Origin of the sequence: Flavobacterium sp. 9R (assembly GCF_902506345.1) — a bacterium.
Taxonomy (GTDB): Bacteria; Bacteroidota; Bacteroidia; order Flavobacteriales; family Flavobacteriaceae; genus Flavobacterium.
This window is the reverse complement of the sequence record NZ_LR733413.1, coordinates 1,395,496-1,418,358: the sequence shown is the minus strand read 5'-3', so window position 1 is coordinate 1,418,358 and position 22,863 is coordinate 1,395,496. Positions and strand designations below refer to the sequence as shown.

General features: G+C 35.5%; 16 protein-coding genes. 10 read left to right on the top strand and 6 right to left on the bottom strand.

What is annotated here, in order from left to right:
- Positions 1-57 precede the first annotated feature (57 nt).
- The 5 genes from FLAVO9AF_RS06260 to secA all read left to right on the top strand — a co-directional run bounded on the left by FLAVO9AF_RS06260 (position 58) and on the right by secA (position 8,124).
- A complete protein-coding gene (locus FLAVO9AF_RS06260) occupies positions 58-744 on the top strand; it encodes an ABC transporter ATP-binding protein (RefSeq protein WP_159685842.1) in 687 nt (228 codons plus the stop codon).
- 24 nt (positions 745-768) lie between these two features.
- Positions 769-3,696, top strand: coding sequence for a pitrilysin family protein (locus tag FLAVO9AF_RS06255; RefSeq protein WP_159685839.1), 2,928 nt, complete (start codon positions 769-771; stop codon positions 3,694-3,696).
- Positions 3,697-3,795: 99 nt separating this feature from the next.
- The gene (locus tag FLAVO9AF_RS06250; RefSeq protein ID WP_064715265.1) at positions 3,796-4,365 is read left to right on the top strand and encodes a cob(I)yrinic acid a,c-diamide adenosyltransferase; all 570 of its coding nucleotides are present in this window, start codon (positions 3,796-3,798) and stop codon (positions 4,363-4,365) included.
- 106 nt (positions 4,366-4,471) lie between these two features.
- The gene (locus tag FLAVO9AF_RS06245) at positions 4,472-4,693 is read left to right on the top strand and encodes a DUF2795 domain-containing protein (protein ID WP_007138072.1); all 222 of its coding nucleotides are present in this window, start codon (positions 4,472-4,474) and stop codon (positions 4,691-4,693) included.
- Between the two features lie 86 nt (positions 4,694-4,779).
- Complete coding sequence (gene secA, locus FLAVO9AF_RS06240; RefSeq protein WP_159685836.1) at positions 4,780-8,124, top strand: preprotein translocase subunit SecA; 3,345 nt, start codon at positions 4,780-4,782, stop codon at positions 8,122-8,124.
- A 100-nt stretch (positions 8,125-8,224) separates the two neighbouring features.
- On the opposite strand, the gene FLAVO9AF_RS06235 is transcribed toward secA, so the two are convergent.
- On the bottom strand, positions 8,225-8,887 hold the full coding sequence (locus tag FLAVO9AF_RS06235) for an RNA methyltransferase (RefSeq protein ID WP_159685833.1): 663 nt from the start codon (positions 8,885-8,887) through the stop codon (positions 8,225-8,227).
- Between the two features lie 370 nt (positions 8,888-9,257).
- On the opposite strand from FLAVO9AF_RS06235, the gene FLAVO9AF_RS06230 reads away from it, so the two are divergent.
- The 4 genes from FLAVO9AF_RS06230 to FLAVO9AF_RS06215 all read left to right on the top strand — a co-directional run bounded on the left by FLAVO9AF_RS06230 (position 9,258) and on the right by FLAVO9AF_RS06215 (position 14,449).
- The gene (locus FLAVO9AF_RS06230; protein WP_159685830.1) at positions 9,258-9,965 is read left to right on the top strand and encodes an NAD-dependent deacylase; all 708 of its coding nucleotides are present in this window, start codon (positions 9,258-9,260) and stop codon (positions 9,963-9,965) included.
- A gap of 58 nt (positions 9,966-10,023) precedes the next feature.
- Positions 10,024-11,370: an adenylosuccinate lyase gene (gene purB / locus FLAVO9AF_RS06225; protein WP_159685827.1), complete on the top strand. Its 1,347-nt coding sequence runs from the start codon at positions 10,024-10,026 to the stop codon at positions 11,368-11,370.
- 10 nt (positions 11,371-11,380) lie between these two features.
- Positions 11,381-12,019 (top strand): hypothetical protein, encoded by a 639-nt coding sequence (locus FLAVO9AF_RS06220; protein ID WP_159685824.1) that lies wholly within the window; start codon positions 11,381-11,383, stop codon positions 12,017-12,019.
- A 198-nt stretch (positions 12,020-12,217) separates the two neighbouring features.
- Positions 12,218-14,449, top strand: a complete 2,232-nt coding sequence (locus FLAVO9AF_RS06215; RefSeq protein ID WP_159685821.1) for a cation:proton antiporter — start codon at positions 12,218-12,220, stop codon at positions 14,447-14,449.
- A 237-nt stretch (positions 14,450-14,686) separates the two neighbouring features.
- Here FLAVO9AF_RS06215 and guaB read toward each other — a convergent pair whose 3' ends face one another.
- On the bottom strand, positions 14,687-16,159 hold the full coding sequence (guaB, locus tag FLAVO9AF_RS06210; protein WP_159685818.1) for an IMP dehydrogenase: 1,473 nt from the start codon (positions 16,157-16,159) through the stop codon (positions 14,687-14,689).
- 150 nt (positions 16,160-16,309) lie between these two features.
- On the opposite strand from guaB, the gene FLAVO9AF_RS06205 reads away from it, so the two are divergent.
- Positions 16,310-18,811, top strand: a complete 2,502-nt coding sequence (locus tag FLAVO9AF_RS06205; RefSeq protein ID WP_159685815.1) for a cation-translocating P-type ATPase — start codon at positions 16,310-16,312, stop codon at positions 18,809-18,811.
- 105 nt (positions 18,812-18,916) lie between these two features.
- On the opposite strand, the gene FLAVO9AF_RS06200 is transcribed toward FLAVO9AF_RS06205, so the two are convergent.
- From FLAVO9AF_RS06200 to FLAVO9AF_RS06185, 4 genes are read right to left on the bottom strand one after another with little or no spacing between them, the layout of a single operon-like run.
- Positions 18,917-20,323 (bottom strand): DUF5723 family protein, encoded by a 1,407-nt coding sequence (locus FLAVO9AF_RS06200; RefSeq protein WP_159685812.1) that lies wholly within the window; start codon positions 20,321-20,323, stop codon positions 18,917-18,919.
- Positions 20,320-20,862 carry a hypothetical protein gene (locus FLAVO9AF_RS06195; protein WP_159685809.1) on the bottom strand — a complete coding sequence of 181 codons (543 nt, stop codon included), beginning with the start codon at positions 20,860-20,862 and terminating at the stop codon, positions 20,320-20,322. Before FLAVO9AF_RS06195 ends, FLAVO9AF_RS06200 begins: the two co-directional genes overlap by 4 nt.
- A gap of 58 nt (positions 20,863-20,920) precedes the next feature.
- A complete protein-coding gene (locus FLAVO9AF_RS06190; RefSeq protein ID WP_159685806.1) occupies positions 20,921-21,784 on the bottom strand; it encodes a hydroxymethylglutaryl-CoA lyase in 864 nt (287 codons plus the stop codon).
- A 51-nt stretch (positions 21,785-21,835) separates the two neighbouring features.
- On the bottom strand, positions 21,836-22,855 hold the full coding sequence (locus tag FLAVO9AF_RS06185) for a quinone-dependent dihydroorotate dehydrogenase (RefSeq protein ID WP_159685803.1): 1,020 nt from the start codon (positions 22,853-22,855) through the stop codon (positions 21,836-21,838).
- Positions 22,856-22,863 lie beyond the last annotated feature (8 nt).

The window sequence follows — 22,863 nt, the reverse complement described above, 5'->3', positions numbered from 1 at the left end:
TCTATTTCGTATTTTTAAAACGAATTTAAAACAACATTAATCTTTATTCAATAGTCGATGGCAGAATCACTAATTAAAATAACCAATATTAAACGAAATTTTTCATTGGGTAACGAAACCGTTTATGTACTAAAAGGAATTGATTTAGAAATAAAAAAAGGGGAATATGTTGCATTAATGGGGCCATCTGGTTCAGGAAAATCAACATTGATGAATCTTTTAGGTTGTTTAGACACACCTACTTCCGGCAATTATATTCTTAACGGGAAAGATGTTAGTAAAATGAAAGATGATGAATTGGCCGAAATTAGAAACAAAGAAATTGGCTTCGTTTTTCAAACTTTTAACCTTTTGCCAAGAACTACCGCACTAGACAATGTAGCTTTACCAATGATTTATGCTGGTTACTCTAAATCAGAACGTGTAGCAAGAGCCACTGATGTACTCCAACAAGTAAATCTAGCCGATAGAATGGATCACCAACCTAACCAACTTTCGGGAGGTCAGCGTCAGCGTGTTGCTATTGCAAGAGCCCTTGTCAACAAACCCTCAATTATTCTTGCTGATGAGCCTACAGGAAATCTAGACAGTAAAACTTCTGTTGAAATTATGAAGTTATTTGGTGACATTCACGCACAAGGAAATACCGTTATCTTAGTTACACACGAGGAAGATATTGCTGCTTATGCACATCGTGTAATTCGTTTGCGAGATGGATTGATCGAAACAGATACTACAAAATAATTCACATTAACCAAGACTATAAATATGTTCAAAAAACCAATTTTATCTTTATTATTCTTATGCTCAATTTCGACTGTTGTAGCACAAGATCCTATTGAATGGAAAGAAGCTTCAAGTAAAGGATATACTTACAAGTATGTCACTAATGACGCTACCAAAGCCCGTTTCTACACTTTAAAAAACGGCTTAACTGTAACCTTAAGTCCGACTAAAAAAGACCCTCGTATTCAGGCTTACATCGCTATCAAAGCAGGAAGCAAAACCGATCCCTCTACCAATACTGGATTAGCTCATTACTTAGAGCATATGCTTTTTAAAGGAACTGACAAATACGGAACCTTAGATTGGTCTAAAGAAAAAGTTGAATTAGACAAAATTGACGCTTTGTATGAGCAATTCAACAAATCAAAAGACAGCATCGAAAGAAAAGAAATCTATAAGAAAATCGATCAAACTTCGGGAGTTGCCAGTAAATACTCTATTGCCAATGAATACGACAAAATGATGTCTGCTATGGGCGCACAAGGAACGAATGCTTTTACATCTTTTGAGCAAACGGTATATACTGATGATGTTCCAAGTAGTTCTTTGGACAAATACTTGGCCGTACAGGCGGAACGTTTTAGAAATCCAATTCTAAGAATTTTTCATACCGAGCTAGAAGCCGTTTATGAAGAAAAAAACAGGAGTTTAGATAATGATGGTCGTAAAGTTTCGGAAGCTTTATTTTCCAACTTATTCAAAAAACACAATTATGGTTTACAAACCACTATTGGAACAGTTGAACATTTAAAAAATCCATCCTTAATAGAAATCAGAAAGTATTTTAACAAATACTACGTACCTAACAATATGGGAGTTATCTTGTCAGGTGATTTCAATCCAGATGAGGTAATTGCAAAAATAGACAAGGCTTTTGCTTATATGCAACCTAAAGCAATTGAAAAATACACTTTTGAACCAGAAGCTCCAATAACAGCACCAATAGCGATTGAAGTTGTTGGCCCAGATGCGGAGAGTTTTGCCATCGGTTACCGTCTTCCTGGTAACAAAGACAAAGATGCCTTATTAGCAAATTTAGTTGGACAAGTGCTTACTAATGGCAAAGCTGGTTTATTGGATCTTAATTTAGTTAAGAAACAAAAAATGCTTCGCGCAAGTGCATTCAACTACAGCCTAATCGATTATAGTGTTCTTTATTTATCTGCAGCACCTACTACTGGTCAAACCTTAGAAGAAGCAAAAGCATTAGTCTTAGCTGAGATTGAAAATTTAAAGAAAGGAAATTTTGATGATGATTTAATTCCTTCAATCATCAATAACATTAAAAAAAGTAAAATCTACGAAACTGAAAAATACGGAGATCGCGCTAGCAATTTAATGAGCAATTTCACTTCAGAATTAGACTGGAGAGATCAAGTAGCTTATGTAAACGATTTGTCAAAATTAAAAAAAGAAGATATTGTAGCCTTTGCTAACAAATATCTTGGAGACAATTATGTAGTCGTTTTCAAAAGAAAAGGAGAAAACAAAAACAAGGTTAAAATTGAAAAACCACAAATTACTCCTGTTGAAACCAATGCGGACAAACAATCTGACTTCTTAAAACAAGTCAACGCGATTCCAAGCATTGCTTCAACACCTGTATTTTTGGATTACAACAAAGACATTCAGAAATCTAAAATCGAAAAAGCAGAAGTACTTTATGTTCAAAACAAAGACAACTCTATTTTTAGATTAAAATACCGTTATAAAATCGGTACTTTAAATGACTCAAAACAAGCCTTAGCAACACAATACATTCAATTTTTAGGTACCGATAAAATGAGTACTGAACAAATTTCAAAAGCATTCTATAAAATTGCCTGTAGTTTCAATATCTCAAGTGGTGAAGAATATACCACCGTGAGCATTGAAGGATTACAAGAAAATTTTGAAAAAGCAGTTCAATTGTACGAAGAAGTGATTTCAAATGCCAAAGCTGATGAAAATGCGTTGAAAGCTTTAAAAGCAAGGATTGCAAAATCTAGAAAAGATGTAAAAGCAAACAAAAATGCTATTTTACAAGGACTAACTAGCTATGCTACTTATGGCCCAGTAAATAAATTCAACTCTATTTTAACAACAGCTGAATTAGAATCCTTGACAACAGAAGATTTAATGAGTCGTTTGAAAAATATGAACAATTACGAACAAACGATCATTTATTATGGTCCAGCACCATTAACTACTTTTGTGAATCAATTAAAAGCCCTACACAAAGTTCCAGCAACTTTTACTGCAACACCAGCAGCCAAAGTTTTCAAGCCATTGGTTCAAACTCAAAACCAAGTGTTTTTTACCAATTATGATATGGTACAAGCTGAAACGCGTTGGGTAAGAAATACGGAAACCTATGATGCCAATAAAAATGCAATCATTAACGTATTCAATAACTATTTCGGTGGTGGTATGGGATCAGTGGTTTTTCAAACTATCAGAGAAAGTAAAGCCTTAGCTTATAGCACCTATGGATATTATGTAGAACCTCAAAAGAAAGAAGACAACTATCTTGTTTTGAATTATGTCGGAAGTCAAGCGGACAAATTCAAAGAAGCTACAACAGCGATGAATGAACTTTTGAACAACTTACCTGAATTAAGCGAAAATTTAAATTTAGCCAAAGGTCAAGTTAAAAAAGACATTCAAACCGAAAGAATTACGCAAGACAATATTATTTTTAATTACCTAGCTGCAAAACAATTGGGATTAAAAGACGATATTAGAAAAAAGACATTCTCAACTGTAGAACAAATTTCTATGAATGACCTCAAAACTTTTCACAATAACTTCATAGCTAATAAACCTTACAGTTATGCCATTGTAGCTTCTGAAAGTAAGATTGATATGAATGAAATGAAAAAATTAGGAGAAATAAAGAAAGTATCTTTAGAAGAAATTTTCGGATTCTAATTTTTTTATCCACTAAAGAAAGACTGCTTTTAGCGGTCTTTTTTTATATTTACAGCCATCAACAACCATTGATAAAATAAACTTAGAACACTTACCCTAATGAAAGTATATACTAAAACTGGTGACTCAGGAACTACATCCCTATTTGGAGGAACTCGAGTACCGAAAGATCACGCTCGAATTGAAAGCTACGGTACAGTCGATGAGCTGAATTCCTACATTGGCTTGATTCGCGACCAAGAAATGGACAACCATTACAAAAACACGCTCATAGAAGTGCAGGATCGCTTATTTACTATTGGAGCTATTCTTGCCACTCCACCAGAAAAAGAGGTGCTAAAAAACGGTGAATTGCGTCTAAAAAACTTAGGCATTACTGATCAAGATATTGAATTCCTTGAAATAGAAATTGACACAATGGAAGCTTTATTGCCTCCAATGACGCATTTTGTACTTCCAGGCGGACATACCACAGTGTCATATTGTCATATTGCCCGTTGTGTATGTCGACGTGCTGAGCGTTTAGCGGTACATTTAAGTCATAACGAGCCAGTAGCTCCAATAGCAATTCAGTACTTAAACCGACTTTCTGACTATCTTTTTGTATTGGCACGAAAGTTGACCCTAGACTTAAACGCTGAGGAAGTAAAATGGATTCCGAGAAAGTAAATCTTTTCCTAAAAAAAACGTTCTTAACTTTACGCAAAAATAAATCCCTTTTTACTTGTTTTATTCCGTAAAAAAATTATTTTTGCACAAATTAAATCGACAAAATATGTATTGGACATTAGAATTAGCATCTTATTTAAGTGATGCACCATGGCCTGCTAACAAAGACGAACTTATTGACTACGCTATTAGAGCTGGTGCTCCATTAGAAGTAGTAGAAAACCTTCAATCTATTGAAGATGAGGGCGAGATATATGAATCAATGGAAGAAATTTGGCCAGATTATCCAACTGACGAAGATTATCTTTGGAACGAGGATGAGTATTAAAAAGTAACCCAAGAAAAAGTCTCAAAAAAGAGGCTTTTTTTTTGTTATAAATAACACAAAATATAAAACAGAAATACAACTAAATCATGAGTTTCATAAACAGCATACTAAAAGTATTTGTAGGCGATAAGTCTCAAAAAGACGTTAAAGCATTACAACCTTATCTAAATAAGATAAAAACTTTTGAAGCACCTTTACAAGCGTTGTCTCACGACGAATTAAGAGCTAAAACTATCTTTTTTAAAGAAAAAATCAAACAAGCAAGAGCTGAAAAAGACGCCAAGATTGCGGCTTTGAAAGATGAAGTAGAAACTATTTCTGATATCGATAAAAGAGAAGATATTTATATCGCCATCGATGCTCTTGAAAAAGAAGCTTATGACATTTCTGAAAAAACCTTAATGGAAATTCTTCCTGAAGCTTTTGCAGTAGTAAAAGAAACAGCTAGAAGATTCAAAGAAAACACAACAATTAGCGTTACTGCTACTCCAAAAGACAGAGAATTATCAGCTACTAAAAGCTACATCAACATTGTTGGCGATACGGCTAATTGGGCTAATTCATGGAATGCCGCTGGTAAAGAAATCACTTGGGATATGATTCACTACGACGTTCAGTTGATTGGTGGTATGGTGTTGCACCAAGGAAAAATTTCTGAGATGCAAACGGGTGAAGGAAAAACTTTGGTTGCGACGCTTCCATTGTATTTGAATGCATTGACAGGAAATGGGGTACACTTAGTCACGGTAAATGACTACTTAGCAAAACGTGATAGTACTTGGAAAGCTCCTTTGTTCGAATTTCATGGTTTGACTGTTGATTGTATTGACAACCACGAACCCAATTCTGAAGGAAGAAAAAAAGCCTACGATGCAGACATCACTTACGGAACCAATAATGAGTTTGGTTTTGATTACCTAAGAGATAACATGGCGCATTCGCCAGAAGATTTAGTGCAACGCAAACACAATTACGCCATAGTCGATGAGGTGGATTCTGTTTTGATTGATGACGCTAGAACTCCATTGATTATTTCTGGTCCAGTTCCTCAAGGAGACCGCCATGAGTTTAATGAATTGAAACCAAAAATCGAAAACTTAGTTAGTTTACAACGTCAATTGGCTAATGGTTTTTTGGCAGAAGCTAAAAAACTAATCAAAGAAGGAAACACCAAAGACGGTGGTTTCAATTTATTGAGAGCCTACAGAAGTTTACCTAAGAACAAAGCATTGATTAAGTTTTTGAGTGAAGAAGGTATCAAACAATTGCTTCAAAAAACCGAAAATCAATACATGCAAGACAACAATCGTGAAATGCATATTGTTGACGAAGCTTTATATTTCGTAATTGAAGAGAAAAACAATCAAGTAGAATTGACAGATAATGGAATTAAATTCCTTTCTGGTGATACAGATGCAGACTTTTTCGTTCTTCCAGACATTGGAACTGAAATTGCTGCTATCGAAAAGCAAAATTTAGACAAAGATACTGAAGCGGAAGCTAAAGAAAGATTGTTCCAAGATTTTGGAGTAAAAAGCGAGCGTATTCACACTTTGACACAATTATTAAAAGCTTATTCTCTTTTTGAAAAAGATGTAGAATATGTAATCATGGACAATAAAATCCTTATTGTTGATGAGCAAACAGGACGTATTATGGATGGCCGTCGTTACTCAGACGGATTACACCAAGCCATTGAAGCCAAAGAAAATGTAAAAATTGAAGCAGCTACTCAAACTTTTGCTACTGTTACTTTGCAAAACTACTTTAGAATGTATAACAAACTAGGTGGTATGACAGGAACAGCTGTAACAGAAGCAGGCGAGTTATGGCAAATCTACAAGTTGGATGTAGTTGAAATTCCTACCAATAGAGGAATGGCTAGAATTGACAAAGACGATTTGATTTACAAAACGACTCGTGAAAAATTCAATGCCGTAATCGAAGATGTTACCGAATTATCTAAAGCAGGAAGACCGGTATTAATTGGGACAACATCAGTAGAGATTTCAGAGTTATTGAGTAGAATGCTTAAGATGCGTGGTGTAACGCACAACGTATTGAATGCAAAAATGCACAAACAAGAGGCTCAAATTGTTGAAGAAGCAGGAAAACCAGGTGTGGTAACTATTGCTACCAACATGGCGGGTCGTGGAACGGATATCAAATTGACATCAGAAGTAAAAGCAGCTGGTGGATTGGCCATTATCGGTACGGAACGTCACGATTCACGTCGTGTTGACCGTCAGTTACGTGGTCGTGCAGGTCGTCAAGGAGACCCAGGAAGTTCTCAATTCTATGTTTCGTTAGAAGATAATTTAATGCGTTTGTTTGGTTCTGAAAGAGTAGCCAAAGTAATGGATAGAATGGGCTTACAAGAAGGCGAAGTGATTCAACACTCTATGATGACCAAATCTATTGAACGTGCACAGAAAAAAGTAGAAGAAAACAACTTTGGAGTTCGTAAACGTTTATTAGAATATGATGATGTTATGAATGCACAACGTGAAGTAGTGTACAAACGTCGTCGTCACGCTTTACATGGAGAGCGTCTAAAACTAGACATCGCCAATATGTTGTATGATACTTGCGAATTAATTGTGACAAACAATAAATTAAGCAACGATTTCAAAAACTTCGAATTTGAATTGATTCGTTATTTCTCAATTACATCACCAGTTAGCGAAAGTGATTTTGCTAAACTGAATGAAATGGAATTAACTGGAAAAGTGTACAAAGCTACTTTGGATTTTTACACCGAAAAAACAGCAAGAAGTGCTAGAGAAGCTTTCCCTATTATCAAAAGTGTATATGAGGACCCAAACAACCAATTCGAGCGCATTGTAGTTCCTTTCTCTGACGGCATCAAATCATTGAATGTAGTGACCGATTTGAAAAAAGCTTACGATACTGAAGGAGCGCAATTAGTAGCTGATTTTGAGAAAAACATCACTTTAGCGATTGTAGACGAAGCTTGGAAAAAACATTTACGTAAAATGGACGAATTGAAACAATCGGTTCAATTGGCAGTTCACGAACAAAAAGACCCATTGCTTATTTACAAATTAGAAGCCTTCAACTTATTCCGTTCTATGTTAGATAATGTGAATAAAGAAGTGATTTCATTCTTGTTTAAAGGTGACTTACCTGCTCAAGAAAACCAAAGAATTCAAGAAGCTAAAGAAGTAGAACGTCCAAAAGACGATTACCAATTGAATAAAGACGAAATCGAAAACAGCGAAAGTATCAATCGTGAGGCAGGGCAAACACAAGCCCGTCAAGTGACTGAAACTATTGTTCGCGACCAGCCTAAAATTAATCGTAATGACACTGTAACTATTCAAGAAGTAGCTACTGGCAAAACAGAAACGATGAAATACAAGAAAGCTGAAAGCTTATTAGCAGCTGGAACTTGGGTTTTAGTAAGCTAAACCCAATTTTATATAATATAACAAAACAAAGGCTACCCAAAAGGTAGCCTTTGTTTTGTATGCTATTTGCTACAAATTATTTTTGTTCAGAACTATTGCATTATTTCCCTTTCTCCTCAAAATAACGCGCCTCGATGCGTTTGATGTCTTTGATGGATTTTCGTGCCCAATCGAGTCGTTTTTCGAGAATTTGGGCTTCGGTTAATTGCCAAGGAATATCGGAATTGCGCAAACGATTGGTTAGATTTTGCAAAATAATTGCTGCGGATACTGAAATATTCAAACTTTCTGTAAAACCAACCATAGGGATTTTGAGAAATCCATCGGCTTTTTGCATAATCTCTTCGGATAAACCTTCTTTTTCGGTACCAAAACACAATGCGCTGGGTTTAGAAAAATCAAAATCCTCCAAATCACAATCATTGGTATGAGGTGTGGTGGCAATGATTTGATAGCCTTTACTTTTTAGCGTATCGATACAATTGCTTACCGAATCAAACGGGGTAATATCGACCCACTTTTGAGCGCCCATAGCGATTTGTTTGTCGATTCGTTTACCAAAACGCTGCTCAATTACATTCATATTTTGTACACCAAAAACTTCACAACTACGCATTACCGCACTAGCATTGTGCATTTGAAACACGTCCTCGACTACCACTGTAAAGTGATTGGTTCTGTTTTTAAGTACTTTTAAGAAATTTTCTTTTCTATTGTCGGTTAAAAATCCTTCTAAATATTCTAGGTAATCCAAATCTATCATCCCTGATTTTTTTTTTGGCAAAAATAAGAAAAGTAATTAGTGATTAGTAATCAGTGATTAGTAATTAGTGATTAATAGTTAGTGATTTGGATTTTGGAATTTGAAATTTGGGTTTTGGGTTTTGGAATTTGGATTTAGAGTTTTGGATTTTGAGTTTTGGATTATGGAATTGGGAATTGGGATTTGAATGAAAAAATGATTTTATTTGAGTAATGTTTTTTTTTTGCGTGAGGGATAGGAGCTGGCTACCGAAGTAGCGCGGATAGCCCGACCGCAGCTTCGCAAAGGGGCGCATAACACGCTTGCTGAATGCCCCTTTGTGAAGCTGTGGGCACGCCCAAATAATGGTAAACAAATTAATTTTCGACAAATGAAAAAGAAATTAGTGGTATTAACAGGAGCTGGAATAAGTGCTGAAAGCGGCATAAAAATCTTTAGAGATAGCGATGGATTGTGGGAAGGGCACGATGTAATGGAGGTGGCAACGCCAGAAGGTTGGCGAAAAAATCCTGCATTGGTTTTGGATTTTTACAATCAAAGGAGGAAGCAATTATTGGAGGTCAAGCCGAATTTGGCGCATCAGGTTTTGGTGGAATTGGAACAGGATTTTGAGGTTAATATTGTTACACAAAACGTGGATGATTTGCATGAGCGTGCGGGAAGTCAGAACGTTTTACACTTGCATGGAGAGTTGCTAAAAGTACGAAGTACGCGAAATGAATCCTATGTTTTGGATTGGTCTGGCGATTTGCAACTGGGCGATTGTGATACGAACGGCAACCAATTGCGTCCGCATATTGTGTGGTTTGGTGAGGCGGTTCCTGCGCTAGAAGCCGCGATTGATTTGGTAGAACAAGCGGATTATATCGCGATTATTGGAACTTCGTTGCAAGTGTATCCTGCGGCAGGACTGACGGATTTTGCACCAAAAAATGTTCCTATTTTTTATATTGACCCAAAAGCGACTACAATTTCGAATTTGAGAAATCCTCTGACTTGTATTGCTATGAAGGCTACAGAAGGAATTCTTGTTTTGCAACAAAAGTTATTGGAATTAGAGAAAAAAACTAAGTCTTGAAAACTGAATACTGAACACTTATGCTTATTTTTGTGCCTTTCGAACAAAAAACACAACAATGACTACTTTAAACGAATTAAATGCCATTTCTCCTATTGATGGAAGATATAGAAATAAAACAATTGCATTAGCGCCTTTTTTCTCAGAAGAAGCGTTGATTAAATACCGTGTTTTGGTTGAAATCGAGTATTTCATTGCCTTATGCGAACAACCTTTGCCACAATTGACTGGAGTAAACCCAAGTGTATTTGAGAGTTTACGCAACATCTACAAAAACTTTAGCACCGAAGATGCGCTTTGGATTAAGGAAACTGAAAAAGTTACCAATCACGACGTAAAAGCGGTAGAATACTTTATAAAAGACGCTTTTGAAAAATTGGGTCTATCGGCTCACAAAGAGTTTATTCATTTTGGATTGACTTCTCAGGACATCAACAATACGGCTATTCCGCTTTCGACAAAAGAAGCGTTTGAAAAAGTATATATGCCATCTTTGATTGGTTTAATTGCTAAATTGAAAGAGTTAAGTCAAGAATGGGCTCACGTTCCTATGTTGGCACGTACGCACGGACAGCCTGCCTCTCCTACTCGCTTAGGAAAAGAACTTGGGGTTTTCGTGGAGCGTTTAGAGGAGCAAATGCGTTTGTTGTTCAACATTCCTTTTGCGGCTAAATTTGGTGGTGCTACTGGAAATTACAATGCACATCACGTAGCGTATCCACAAATTGACTGGAGACAATTTGGTAAAAAATTCGTGGAAGATATTTTGGGATTACACCACTCTTTTCCAACGACTCAGATTGAACATTACGACCATTTTGCTGCATTTTTCGATGCTTTAAAAAGAATCAACACCATCATCATCGATTTGGACCGTGACATTTGGACGTATGTTTCGATGGAATATTTCAAACAAAAAATCAAAGCGGGCGAAATTGGTTCATCGGCTATGCCACATAAAGTAAACCCTATCGATTTTGAAAACTCCGAAGGAAATTTAGGTATTGCCAATGCGATTTTTGAGCATTTGTCAGCCAAATTACCGATTTCAAGACTACAACGCGATTTGACCGACAGTACGGTTTTGAGAAATATTGGTGTACCTATGGGTCATACACTTATTGCTTTTGAAGCGACTTTGAAAGGATTGAACAAATTGTTATTGAACGAAAGTAAATTCCACGAAGATTTAGAAAACAATTGGGCAGTAGTTGCAGAAGCTATTCAAACGATTTTACGTCGCGAAGCCTATCCAAATCCTTATGAAGCGTTAAAAGGTTTGACAAGAACGAACGAAGCAATCACTAAAGATTCTATGCATGCATTTATTGCTACGTTAGAAGTTTCCGATGCCATAAAAGCAGAATTACTTCAAATCACACCAAGTAATTTTATTGGGATTTAATTAATTAGTGATGATGAAAACTATTAGAATTGCAAAATATATTCTGCTATACTTTTTTGTTTTACTAACTTTTCAAATTTCTTATTCACAAAATAAAATTATTGTCGATAGTTTAAGTATTGAGATGGAAAAGGCGAAAGAACCATCAGGTTTTTCCAATTCAATGTTAAGAAGTGTACGATTTGACCAAACAAAATTGAAATTTATAATGGTAAAATGCCAAATAAAATCAAAGGGTGAATATCGGGCAGAAATTAGTGCATTTTCTCTTTTAGACACTGTAAATAAAGTTAGGTACAGAGTTGGTGATTATTTGGGATATGCTGGTTTTATTGGTTTTCCTGAAGTAAATCCATACCGAAAAGAAAAACCTCAGGATAGTAAAAAATATTCTTACATTCTACCACAATACAATTCTGATGTAATCGATGTTTTTGATCAATTTAGTATGAAAGATTATAAAGATTTTGGTGTTCCAATTGAATTTGGAACTAAAAAAAATCCAGACAAAAGCTTAATATATTTCGGTAAAACAACTTACAAAAATTTTAGAGCTGAATTATTCTTTATAACATTAAAAGAACTAAAAAATTCTGTTTATGCACTTTATTATAAGAATTCTAAAGTCGGAACTTTTCAAATAGAATGAAATTAAATATTATCAAATTAAACCTAGTAATTTTATTGGGATTTAATCGTCCAAAAAATATTTTTACCTACAAAAGCTATCCTAACCGATAGCTTTTTTTGGTTTTAACTTTTTGTTGTAGCTCAAAAACAGGATTTCAAAAACGATTTTTGTAAATTAGCCAAAATCGAGATTTTATAATTTTCAAAACCAAAAATAATGAGTGCAGTTGCAGAAGCATCAACCCATCTTGAACCACTAATTACTGATTTGGGGTTAATACTTATGACGGCAGGAATTGCTGTATTACTGTTCAAAAAATTAAAGCAACCTTTGGTTTTAGGGTATTTGATAGCTGGATTTTTGGCTGGGAATAATTTTGACTTTTTTCCAACCATTCGCGATACTAAAAGTGTTGAAGTTTGGGCTGAGATTGGCATCATCTTTTTACTTTTCAGTTTGGGTTTAGAATTCAGTTTTAAAAAACTAATCAAAGTAGGCGGAACAGCATCAATTACTGCTATAACACAAATTAGCTTTATGATTTTTTTGGGCTATTTTGTGGGACAATTGTTAGATTGGTCCAAAATGGATAGCCTTTTTTTAGGCGTAATTCTATCCATTTCATCAACAACAATTATTTTGAAAAGTTTTGATGAATTAGGTATTAAAGTGCAACGATTTGTAGGCAATGTAATTGGTGCGTTAATCGTACAGGATATTATTGCCATTCTATTAATGGTTCTTTTGTCTACTATAGCCGTTAGTGAAAATTTCTCGGGCGGCGAGTTGATTCAATCGATTTTGAAATTGGTTTTCTTTTTAGTGCTTTGGTTTTTGAGTGGGATTTTTATCATTCCAACGGTATTAAAAAAAGCCAAGCATTTATTAACCGATGAAATGTTGCTCATCATATCTATAGCCCTTTGCTTGTTAATGGTAATTTTGGCTGCCAATGTTGGTTTCTCTCCCGCTCTTGGTGCCTTTATTATGGGCTCTATCATTGCAGAAACCACTCAAGCCGAACATATTGAACATTTAGTAAAGCCCGTAAAAGATTTATTTGGTGCAGTTTTTTTTGTTTCTGTAGGAATGTTGATAGACCCGCATACACTAGTAGAACACGCAATTCCAGTTCTAATTTTATCCCTAGTTACTATATTTGGTCAATCTATTAGTTCAACCATTGGATGTCTTCTCTCTGGTCAGCCACTTAAGGAATCCGTACAAACAGGAATGAGTTTATCACAAATTGGAGAGTTTTCATTTATCATTGCTACTTTAGGAATTACGCTCCAAGTGACTAGTTCATTCCTTTATCCAATAGTTGTTGCCGTTTCTGCGATGACTACTTTTAGTACGCCCTATATGATTAAATTTTCAGGACCTTTTTCTGATTTTTTAAGTAGAAAACTACCCAGAAAATGGCTTAAAAGAATTGAACGTTATAGCGCAAGTACCCAAGCTATCAAAACAGTTAACAATTGGAAAACTGTCATTAATGCTTACTTGACACAGGTTGTTATTCACTCTATAATAATTGTTGCCGTTATTTTACTTTCGTCAAGATTCATTCTGCCATTAGTAAAAGAATATCCTTTTGGAGCAGCTATAGGAGCTTTAATTACATTGTTTTTTTTAGCACCATTTCTTTGGGCATTATCGTTAAGAAGAGTTGCGGTTGCCGAGGTTAGTATTCTTTTGGAAGAGAGAAAATCTAGAGGCCCAATGGCCATGTTGTTCTTGTTTAGAATACTAATAGCAATTGTTTATATTGGATTGTTATTGAATATCTTCTTTTCTCCAAAAACAGCTTTAGTTGCTTTTGTAGTGGCGATTATTCTTTACTTTTTGTTCCAAAAAAGATTAAACCATCAGTACCATAAAATAGAGAATCATTTTTTATCCAATTTAAATGATAGAGAAATTAGCAAAGCTAAAAGAAGTCGCAGTGATTTATCGCCTTGGGACGGTCACATGGCGGTTTTTGATATTGCAGCCGAATCGAATATTGCTGGTGAGACTTTAAAAAAATTACAACTAAGAGAACAACTGGGAATTAATATTGCTTCTATCAAAAGAGGGGAAATTACCATTCATATTCCAGACGCGAATGAGCGTATTTTTCCTGGAGATGAAGTATTCGTGATAGGCAATGATGCACAGGTACAAGAATTCAAAAAATATTTGGACCAACACGAAATTGAAGCCACACCAGAAATCAGAGAACCAGATATTGTACTCCGACAAATCGAGTTAAAAAATCATGCCTTTATTGGAAAAAGCATCAAAGAGTCTAAACTTCGTGAAAAGACAAAAGGCCTCGTAGTGGGAATTGAAAAAAGAGGACAACGGTTCATGAATCCTGAATCGAACGTCTTGCTAGAAAAAGATGATATTTTGTGGATTGTGGGCGATAAGAAATTATTAGCTGATTTGGTGCATGAATAAACAACTATGAACTTATTGGTTAGCAGACTTAAGTCTGCACGTTTGAAAACATAAAAACCGTAAATTCGCAAATTACAAACTTAAAAGCATATTATAATTTGTGAATTTGCTGTAAAAAAATTTAGAACCTGAAAGGAAAATGCACTAAAGCACATAGTTTTAACTGAAATTTGAGACCATAAAAAAAGTGCAAAATCGAAATTTTGCACTTTTTAAAATTTATTGATAAAATTAGAACTACCTAGAATAATTAGGTGCTTCTTTAGTAATCGTTACGTTATGTGGATGGCTTTCGTTAATTCCACTTGCTGTGATTCTAACAAAACGACCTGTTTCTTTTAAAGTTGGAATGTCTTTTGCTCCGCAATACCCCATACCAGCACGAAGTCCACCGATGAATTGTTGCATACTTTCGTTCAACTCTCCTTTGTAAGGTACACGTCCAACAATTCCTTCTGGTACCAATTTCTTAACATCGTCTTCTACATCTTGGAAATAACGATCTTTCGATCCTTCTTGCATGGCTTCAACAGAACCCATTCCTCTGTAAGACTTGAATTTTCTTCCTTCAAAAATAATAGTCTCTCCTGGTGATTCTTTTGTTCCAGCCAATAATGACCCTAACATTACACAGTCAGCTCCAGCTGCAATTGCTTTAGGAATATCACCTGTATAACGAATTCCACCATCTGCAATAACTGGTACACCAGAACCTTTAATAGCGGCAGCAACTTCAAGCACTGCAGAAAACTGAGGAAAACCTACACCCGCTACAATACGAGTCGTACAAATTGACCCTGGACCAATTCCTACTTTTACCCCATCAGCTCCACTTTCAACCAAGTACTGTGCTGCTTCTGGTGTTGCAATATTACCAACAATAACATCAATTTGTGGGAATTTAGATTTTACTTCTTTTAATACATTAACCACTCCTTGGGTATGACCGTGAGCTGTATCGATAATAATAGCGTCTACTCCTGCGTGAACTAAAGCCTCAGCTCTTTGAACTGCATCGCCTGTAACACCAATGGCTGCTGCTACTCGTAAACGACCATAAACATCTTTATTGGCAATTGGTTTTTGAGTCAATTTAGTAATATCTCTAAAGGTAATCAAACCAACCAATTCGTATTTATCATTTACTACAGGTAATTTCTCGATTTTATGACCTTGCAAAACCACTTCAGCTTGTTCTAAAGAAGTTCCTTCTGCAACCGTAATCAAATTATCTTTAGTCATTACCTCAACGATAGCTCTTGATGTATTTTTCTCAAAACGCAAATCTCTGTTGGTAACAATTCCTTTTAATATTTTGTTTTCATCAACAATTGGAATACCTCCAATACCATATTCTTTCATTGCCATTTTAGCATCGGCAACCGTAGAAGTCAAAGGCAAAGTAACAGGATCGATAATCATTCCTGACTCAGCTCTTTTTACTTTTCTTACTTTGGCTGCTTGTTGCTCAATCGTCATGTTTTTGTGCAACACTCCAATACCTCCTTCTTGAGCCATAGCAATAGCCATAGCGCTTTCAGTCACTGTATCCATAGCTGCAGATACAATAGGTACATTTAAAGTTATGTTTCTTGAAAATTTTGATTGAATACTCACTTCGCGAGGAAGAACGCTAGAGTAATTTGGAACTAATAATACATCATCGTAAGTTAAACCTTCGCCGATAATCTTGGAATTGTGTGCTTTCATGGTGCAATTTCTAGTTGAATTGCGTGCAAATATAGACAATCTTAAGCAAAAAAACACCTAATTTTTACATTAATTGACTAAATTGCAGGAATTGGAACATTTGCCACTATTACTTCACCAGACAAAAATCCAATAGAAACTACAATCATTATGTCTGAATCCAATACTACCTCTATCCAAGGGCTTTCTTCAGAAGAAGTTATTGCCTCTAGAACAAAAAACGGTGCCAATTCAACCGAACATCAACAAAAAAACAACTTTTTGCACTCGCTCTTCGAATTGATAAAGGAGCCGATGTTTTTATTACTACTCACGGCTTCCAGTGTTTATTTCATAACTGCGGATTACAATAATGGCATTTTTATGCTTTTGGCTATTATTTTGGTCGTATCAATTTCCTTGTACCAGGAATCGAAAAGTAGAAATGCCATCGAAGCATTATCTAAATTAACACAACCCAAAAGCAAAGTCATTCGAAATGGAATTGTTGTTGAGATTCCGAGTGAAGAAATTGTTTTGGGCGACTTTATACAAACAGAAGAAGGAACTTTTGTTCCCGCTGACGGAATTATCATCCAATCCAATGACTTTTCGGTTAATGAATCCATATTAACTGGCGAATCTTTATCGGTTTCAAAAAATGAACAATCCGAAAACAAACAAGTGTATCAAGGAACTATAGTCGCAAGCGGATTAGCTATTTGCCAAGTTACCGCCATTGGAAGTCAAACGCAATTGGGAAAAATTGGGAAAAGCCTAAACAGCATCGCCGAAGAAAAAACACCATTACAAATTCAAATCAGCAATTTTGTCACTTATATTTCTTTGATTGGTTTGGTTGCTTTTATAATTGTCTGGGGAATCAACTATTGGAATTCTAAACTAATTTTAGACAGCTTACTTAAAGCATTAACCCTCGCTATGAGTATTATCCCCGAAGAAATCCCAGTAGCTTTTACCACTTTTATGGCACTTGGTGCTTGGCGATTACTTCGAATGGGAATTATTGTAAAGCAGACTAAAACAGTAGAAACTTTAGGAAGTGCCACCGTAATTTGTACCGACAAAACAGGCACCATCACCGAAAACAAAATGAGTCTTGCGGAATGGTTCACTCTTGATGCCACAACGGTTACGGCAAGCCATACCAATTTAAACTCTAAAGAACAAGAACTTATCAAGGCTGCAATGTGGGCGAGCGAGCCCATCCCTTTTGATGCTATGGAAATAGCATTGCATGAAGCCTACATAAACTCCACAGCAAAAGACGAGCGTCCTCTCTATAAAATGATTCACGAATATCCTTTGAGTGGAAAACCACCCATGATGACACATTTATTCAAAAACAAAGAAGGAGTGCGAATTATTGCAGCCAAGGGAGCTCCAGAGGCTATAATTACCCGTTCAAAACTATTGGAATCTGAAAAAGAAAAAATCAACACGGCTTTTCTTGCCATGACCAAAAAAGGATTTCGAGTATTGGGTGTTGGGACAGCTGATTTTAACGGAACCAATTTTCCTAAAACACAACAAGAATTTGAACTAGATTTCAAAGGGCTAGTTGCTTTTTATGACCCTCCAAAAAAGAACATCAAAGCTGTTTTAGAAACTTTTTATAAAGCTGGAATTGCCGTAAAAATAATTACAGGCGACAATGCCGAAACAACCTCTACGATTGCTCAACAAATTGGTTTTAAAAACCCTGAAAAAATACTAAATGGAGACGAATTAATGACCATAAGTCCCGCTACATTGAAAGAGAAAGTAATGGAAACTACTATTTTTACTAGAATGTTTCCAGAGGCAAAACTCAAAATAATTCAGGCGCTAAAAGACAATAATCAAATTGTAGCTATGACCGGAGATGGTGTAAACGACGGGCCTGCGCTAAAATCAGCACACATCGGAATTGCTATGGGCAAAAAAGGGACAGAAATTGCCAAACAAGCCGCGAATTTAATTTTGGTTGACGATGATTTTTCAAAAATGACAGATGCCATTGCAATGGGAAGAAAAATCTATATGAATCTCAAAAAAGCCATTCGATACATTATCTCTATCCATATTCCCATCATTTTAATCGTGCTTATTCCATTAGCTTTGGGATGGATGTATCCCAACATATTTTCACCGGTCCACATCATTTTCTTAGAAATGATTATGGGCCCAACCTGCTCTATCATTTATGAAAATGAACCAATGGAAGACAATCTGATGACACAAAAACCAAGACCACTGAGTACCACTTTTTTCAGTTGGAGAGAAATCACAATTAGTCTAATTCAAGGACTTTGGATTACCGCAGGATTGTTGTTTATTTACCAATTTGCCATAGCCAATCAGTATAATGAAAGTAGTACCCGAACTATGGTATTTTTAACCTTGATTCTGTCGAATGTGTTCTTGACTTTAGCCAATCGCTCCTTTTATTATTCTGTTTTAACCACTTGGAAATACAAGAATAATCTTGTAGTGCTCATCATCGGAATCACACTTTTCATTACAGCATTGCTGCTTTTTATTCCACCATTATCTAAATTTTTCTTATTCGAAAAAATCACTTTACTTCAAATTGGATGGTGTACTCTGGTAGCTGTAATTGCAGTCTTTTGGATTGAAATTTATAAATTTTTCAAAAGAAGAAAAAGCTAAAAAACACAAATTTCAAGAATAAAAAATCCCAAATTCCAACTATAACTTTGGAATTTGGGATTTACTATATAGGAATCAGGATTTGGGATTTGGGATTTGAACTATTTAATATTCTCCCTCTTTTTTCTCCGCAAAAATAAGATTAAGTCCTAATTGAAAAGAGGCACTTTGCGCCATGGCAACATCTCTAAGTTCTAACAAATTATCTGCCATCAAATAAAAATTGACAGGACCTATTTGTGTTGACAAACCCAAACCAATATTCTTACTCGAAAAAGAATCTACAGTATACGTGGCTTTGGCTTCTAAACCAGTAAAAATTTTCTTTCTATAAAAAGCCGTCAAAGCCATCATTGGAAGTCTTGGTGTAGACATAGCAAAATATTGTAATCCAACGGAATTATTGTACTTTGCTGTTGCATCACTGGATTTACAATTACAACTTTCTTCTTCAGTTTGCCCGAAAGAATATTGTGCAGAAGCATTAAATTTAACCGGTCTCCAAGATGTGTAACTTCCGTAAAGCGTGTCTCTTGGAAACGCTTTGTCAAATTCTTCAGTAACATTATTACCACCAGTACCAGAGAAAAAATCAGGAAGAATTCCTTGATAGTTATAGATGCCTTTAGCAGTGTAGCTTTCTACTTCTTTTGTATGACGAATAAAACCTACATCAAGAATACTAGCGGTAATTTGAATGTCTTTTTTGGGATAATAGGTGATTCCAGCATCAAAACCCAAACCTAGATTTCCACCTAAAAGCGCTCTTTTTTGTATATCTTTAGCAACATCCGAGTCGTCATCTTTGTCATCATATTTTGCAATTCCAGAGGTATTTAACAACATATCTGCCGAGATTACTTGTTCATACATAGTGTTTCCATTTGAAGGAATAGTGTACAAATAGCCTGAATTTTTGGTGGAGCGTGCATCGAAAATACTGGAATAAATCTTTCCTCTCACACCCCAAATCAATTTCTCATTTTCCCGCTTATTGTAGCCTACGTGAAAAACACTCAACATTTCGGCACGAGCATTCAAATCACTTAGATTAAAATATTTTCCTAGGTAATTTTGATTTCCGTCTAAAGCTAAAATTGCTAAATCCTTCGGAACATAACTCAATACATCAAATTCTTGATACATTCCAAAAGAAATATACGCGGTGTTATTCCAATCCCCTACTTTAAATCCTCCCTGAAAAACTTCCAATTGCTGATTCAAACTTACTTTGTCATTTCTTGAAGTAGAAAAAATAACATTACGTAATTTGGTATTAAAATTCACACCATCATCTGCAAATAAGTCATAAGCAGAAAAACCAGTCGAACCAATATTCGCAGAAATTCCAGATAACAAAGGAACACCAGTGTACCATCGATAGGTTACATCAGCCCCTGGGTTTAAAGATAAAGATTGAGGAATTGCCGTAAAATTATACAAAACGGCTTTATTTTGAGCCAAAAGTACACTTCCTAAAAAAAGTAGCACATAAGTAGTAATTTTTCTCATTGAATATCAAAATAGGCGGTTACACTTGAACGCAATTTCAAATTCCCAACACTGCTTGAAGTTAATGGTGGTCCAGGAAGTAAAGAAACAACAAATGCAATTTTTTTGGTTTGTTTCAATGCATCTAGCCTAGCACCTACAAAAGTTTGAGTATTAGTAGTAATATTAGTCGCTCCAGCATAAGCAGGGATATTCATTGGAATTGAAAATAGAGGAGCATTAGAATTATCGAGAAAAACAAGCTGTAAAAAAAAAGCCCTATTTATTGTATTGTCTACTTCAAAAAACAATTCAGCTTTGCTCAAATTATCTTTTAAAAAACTACCATTAAAAACACCAACATCTGGTGTGTCAATCGAAATGGTTTGTTCCGTTCCATTGTTTACAAACTTGTTGGCAGGAGCATCGAAACTTGATAAATTAGCCACAACCACGGGTTGCAACTGAAGGTCATTTACCTGATCAAAATCGAGATCGCTACTACACGACATCGCAAAGAACAATACAAAAAATCCGAGTAGGGTTTGGGTTGCTTTCATTGTTTTATCTTTATTACTACTATTCCAAACGAATAGAATATTACTTTAGTACATCATTCTAATGAAACTCTCCAAACAACTTTGAAGCCTCATTGTAGGCGCTTTCAAAACTCATAGCGCTCAAATTGGTATTTTCTTTTTTAGCAGTAAAATAAGAAAGTAATTTTTCAGTAGGCATATTTCCCGTCAAACGATCAGTAGCCATAGGACAACCACCAAAACCCTGAATCGCTCCATCAAATCGTCTGCAACCCGCATTATAAGCTGCATCAATTTTTTCAAACCATTTATCTGGAGTAGTATGCAAATGAGCTCCAAACTCAATATGAGGATATTTGGGAATCAAATTAGAAAACAAATGCGTAATAACTTCGGGGGTGGAACTTCCAACCGTATCAGACAATGAAAGAATCCTCACTCCCATTTGAGCCAATCGTTCTGTCCATTCGCTCACAATTTCTTCGTTCCAACGATCTCCATAAGGATTTCCAAATCCCATTGAGAGATAGGCTATCACTTCTTTATTCTGCTGGTCAGCAATTTCGAGAATCTCTTGTAGGGTAACCAAAGATTCTGCAATGGTTTTGTGCGTGTTTCGCATTTGAAAATTTTCAGATATTGAAAAGGGAAAACCCAAATATTGAATCGGTTGATGAGCAGCGGCATCTTTGGCTCCTTGCACATTGGCGATTATGGCTAATAGTTTACTCTCTGTTTTCGACAAATCCAGTTGTTCTAAAACCGCAGCCGTATCTTGCATTTGTGGAATTGCCTTTGGAGAAACAAAACTTCCAAAATCGATACTATCAAACCCTACTCGTAATAATGCTTGAATATACGATACTTTTCTAGCGGTAGGAATAAATGTTTTTATTCCTTGCATCGCATCACGTGGGCATTCGATAATTTTTATTGGCTCCATATAATTCAAAGATAAAAAAAGGAATCAAAGTACAAAGCCGAAATATAGAAACTATTTCTGTTTCAAAATAGCTTTATTGATTGCTTTTACCAAAGCAGGACCTTCATAAATAAAACCAGTATACAATTGGATTAGACTAGCACCAGCTTCTAATTTTTCAATAGCATCTTCGGCAGAATGAATACCTCCCACACCAATGATTGGGAAAGCGCGATTGCTTTTTTCGGACAAAAATCGAATCACTTCTGTCGAACGATTCTTCAACGGTTTACCTGACAAACCTCCCGTTTCTCCTTTAGCTTCAGACAAAAGTCCTTCGCGAGAAAGCGTAGTATTAGTCGCAATTAAACCCGCGATTTTAGTTTCTGCCATAATATCAATGATATCTAGTAATTGCTCATCTGTTAAGTCTGGCGCAATTTTTAGCAAAATCGGTTTAGGATTTACTTTAGCTATGTTTTTATTTTGAAGTGTTTGCAGCAATTGAGTTAATGGCTCTTTATCCTGCAATGCTCTTAAATTTGGAGTATTAGGCGAACTTACATTGACCACAAAATAATCCACATAATCGTATAAAGCATCAAAACAAATTTCATAATCCGAAGTAGCTTCTTCGTTGGGTGTCAATTTATTTTTACCAATATTACCACCAATAAGCACATTGGTATTTGACTTTAAACGCTCTACTGCTTCTAAAACACCTCCGTTATTAAATCCCATACGATTGATAATGGCTTGATCTGCCTTCAATCGGAACAAACGTTTTTTAGGATTTCCTTCTTGTCCTTTTGGTGTTAACGTACCAATTTCGATAAATCCATAACCAAAATTAGAAAGTTCTTTATAAAGAGTAGCATCTTTATCAAAACCAGCGGCTAAACCTACAGGATTTTTGAACGTTAAACCAAAAACTTCGGTCTCTAAACGTTTGTCATTTACCACATAAAGTGATCTGAAAATTGCCGTAAATCCTGGGATTTTAGACACTATTCTAATTAACGAAAAGGTGAAATAATGTACTTTTTCTGGGTCAAAACAAAAAAGTATCGGACGAATCAATAATTTATACATAAGTAGTG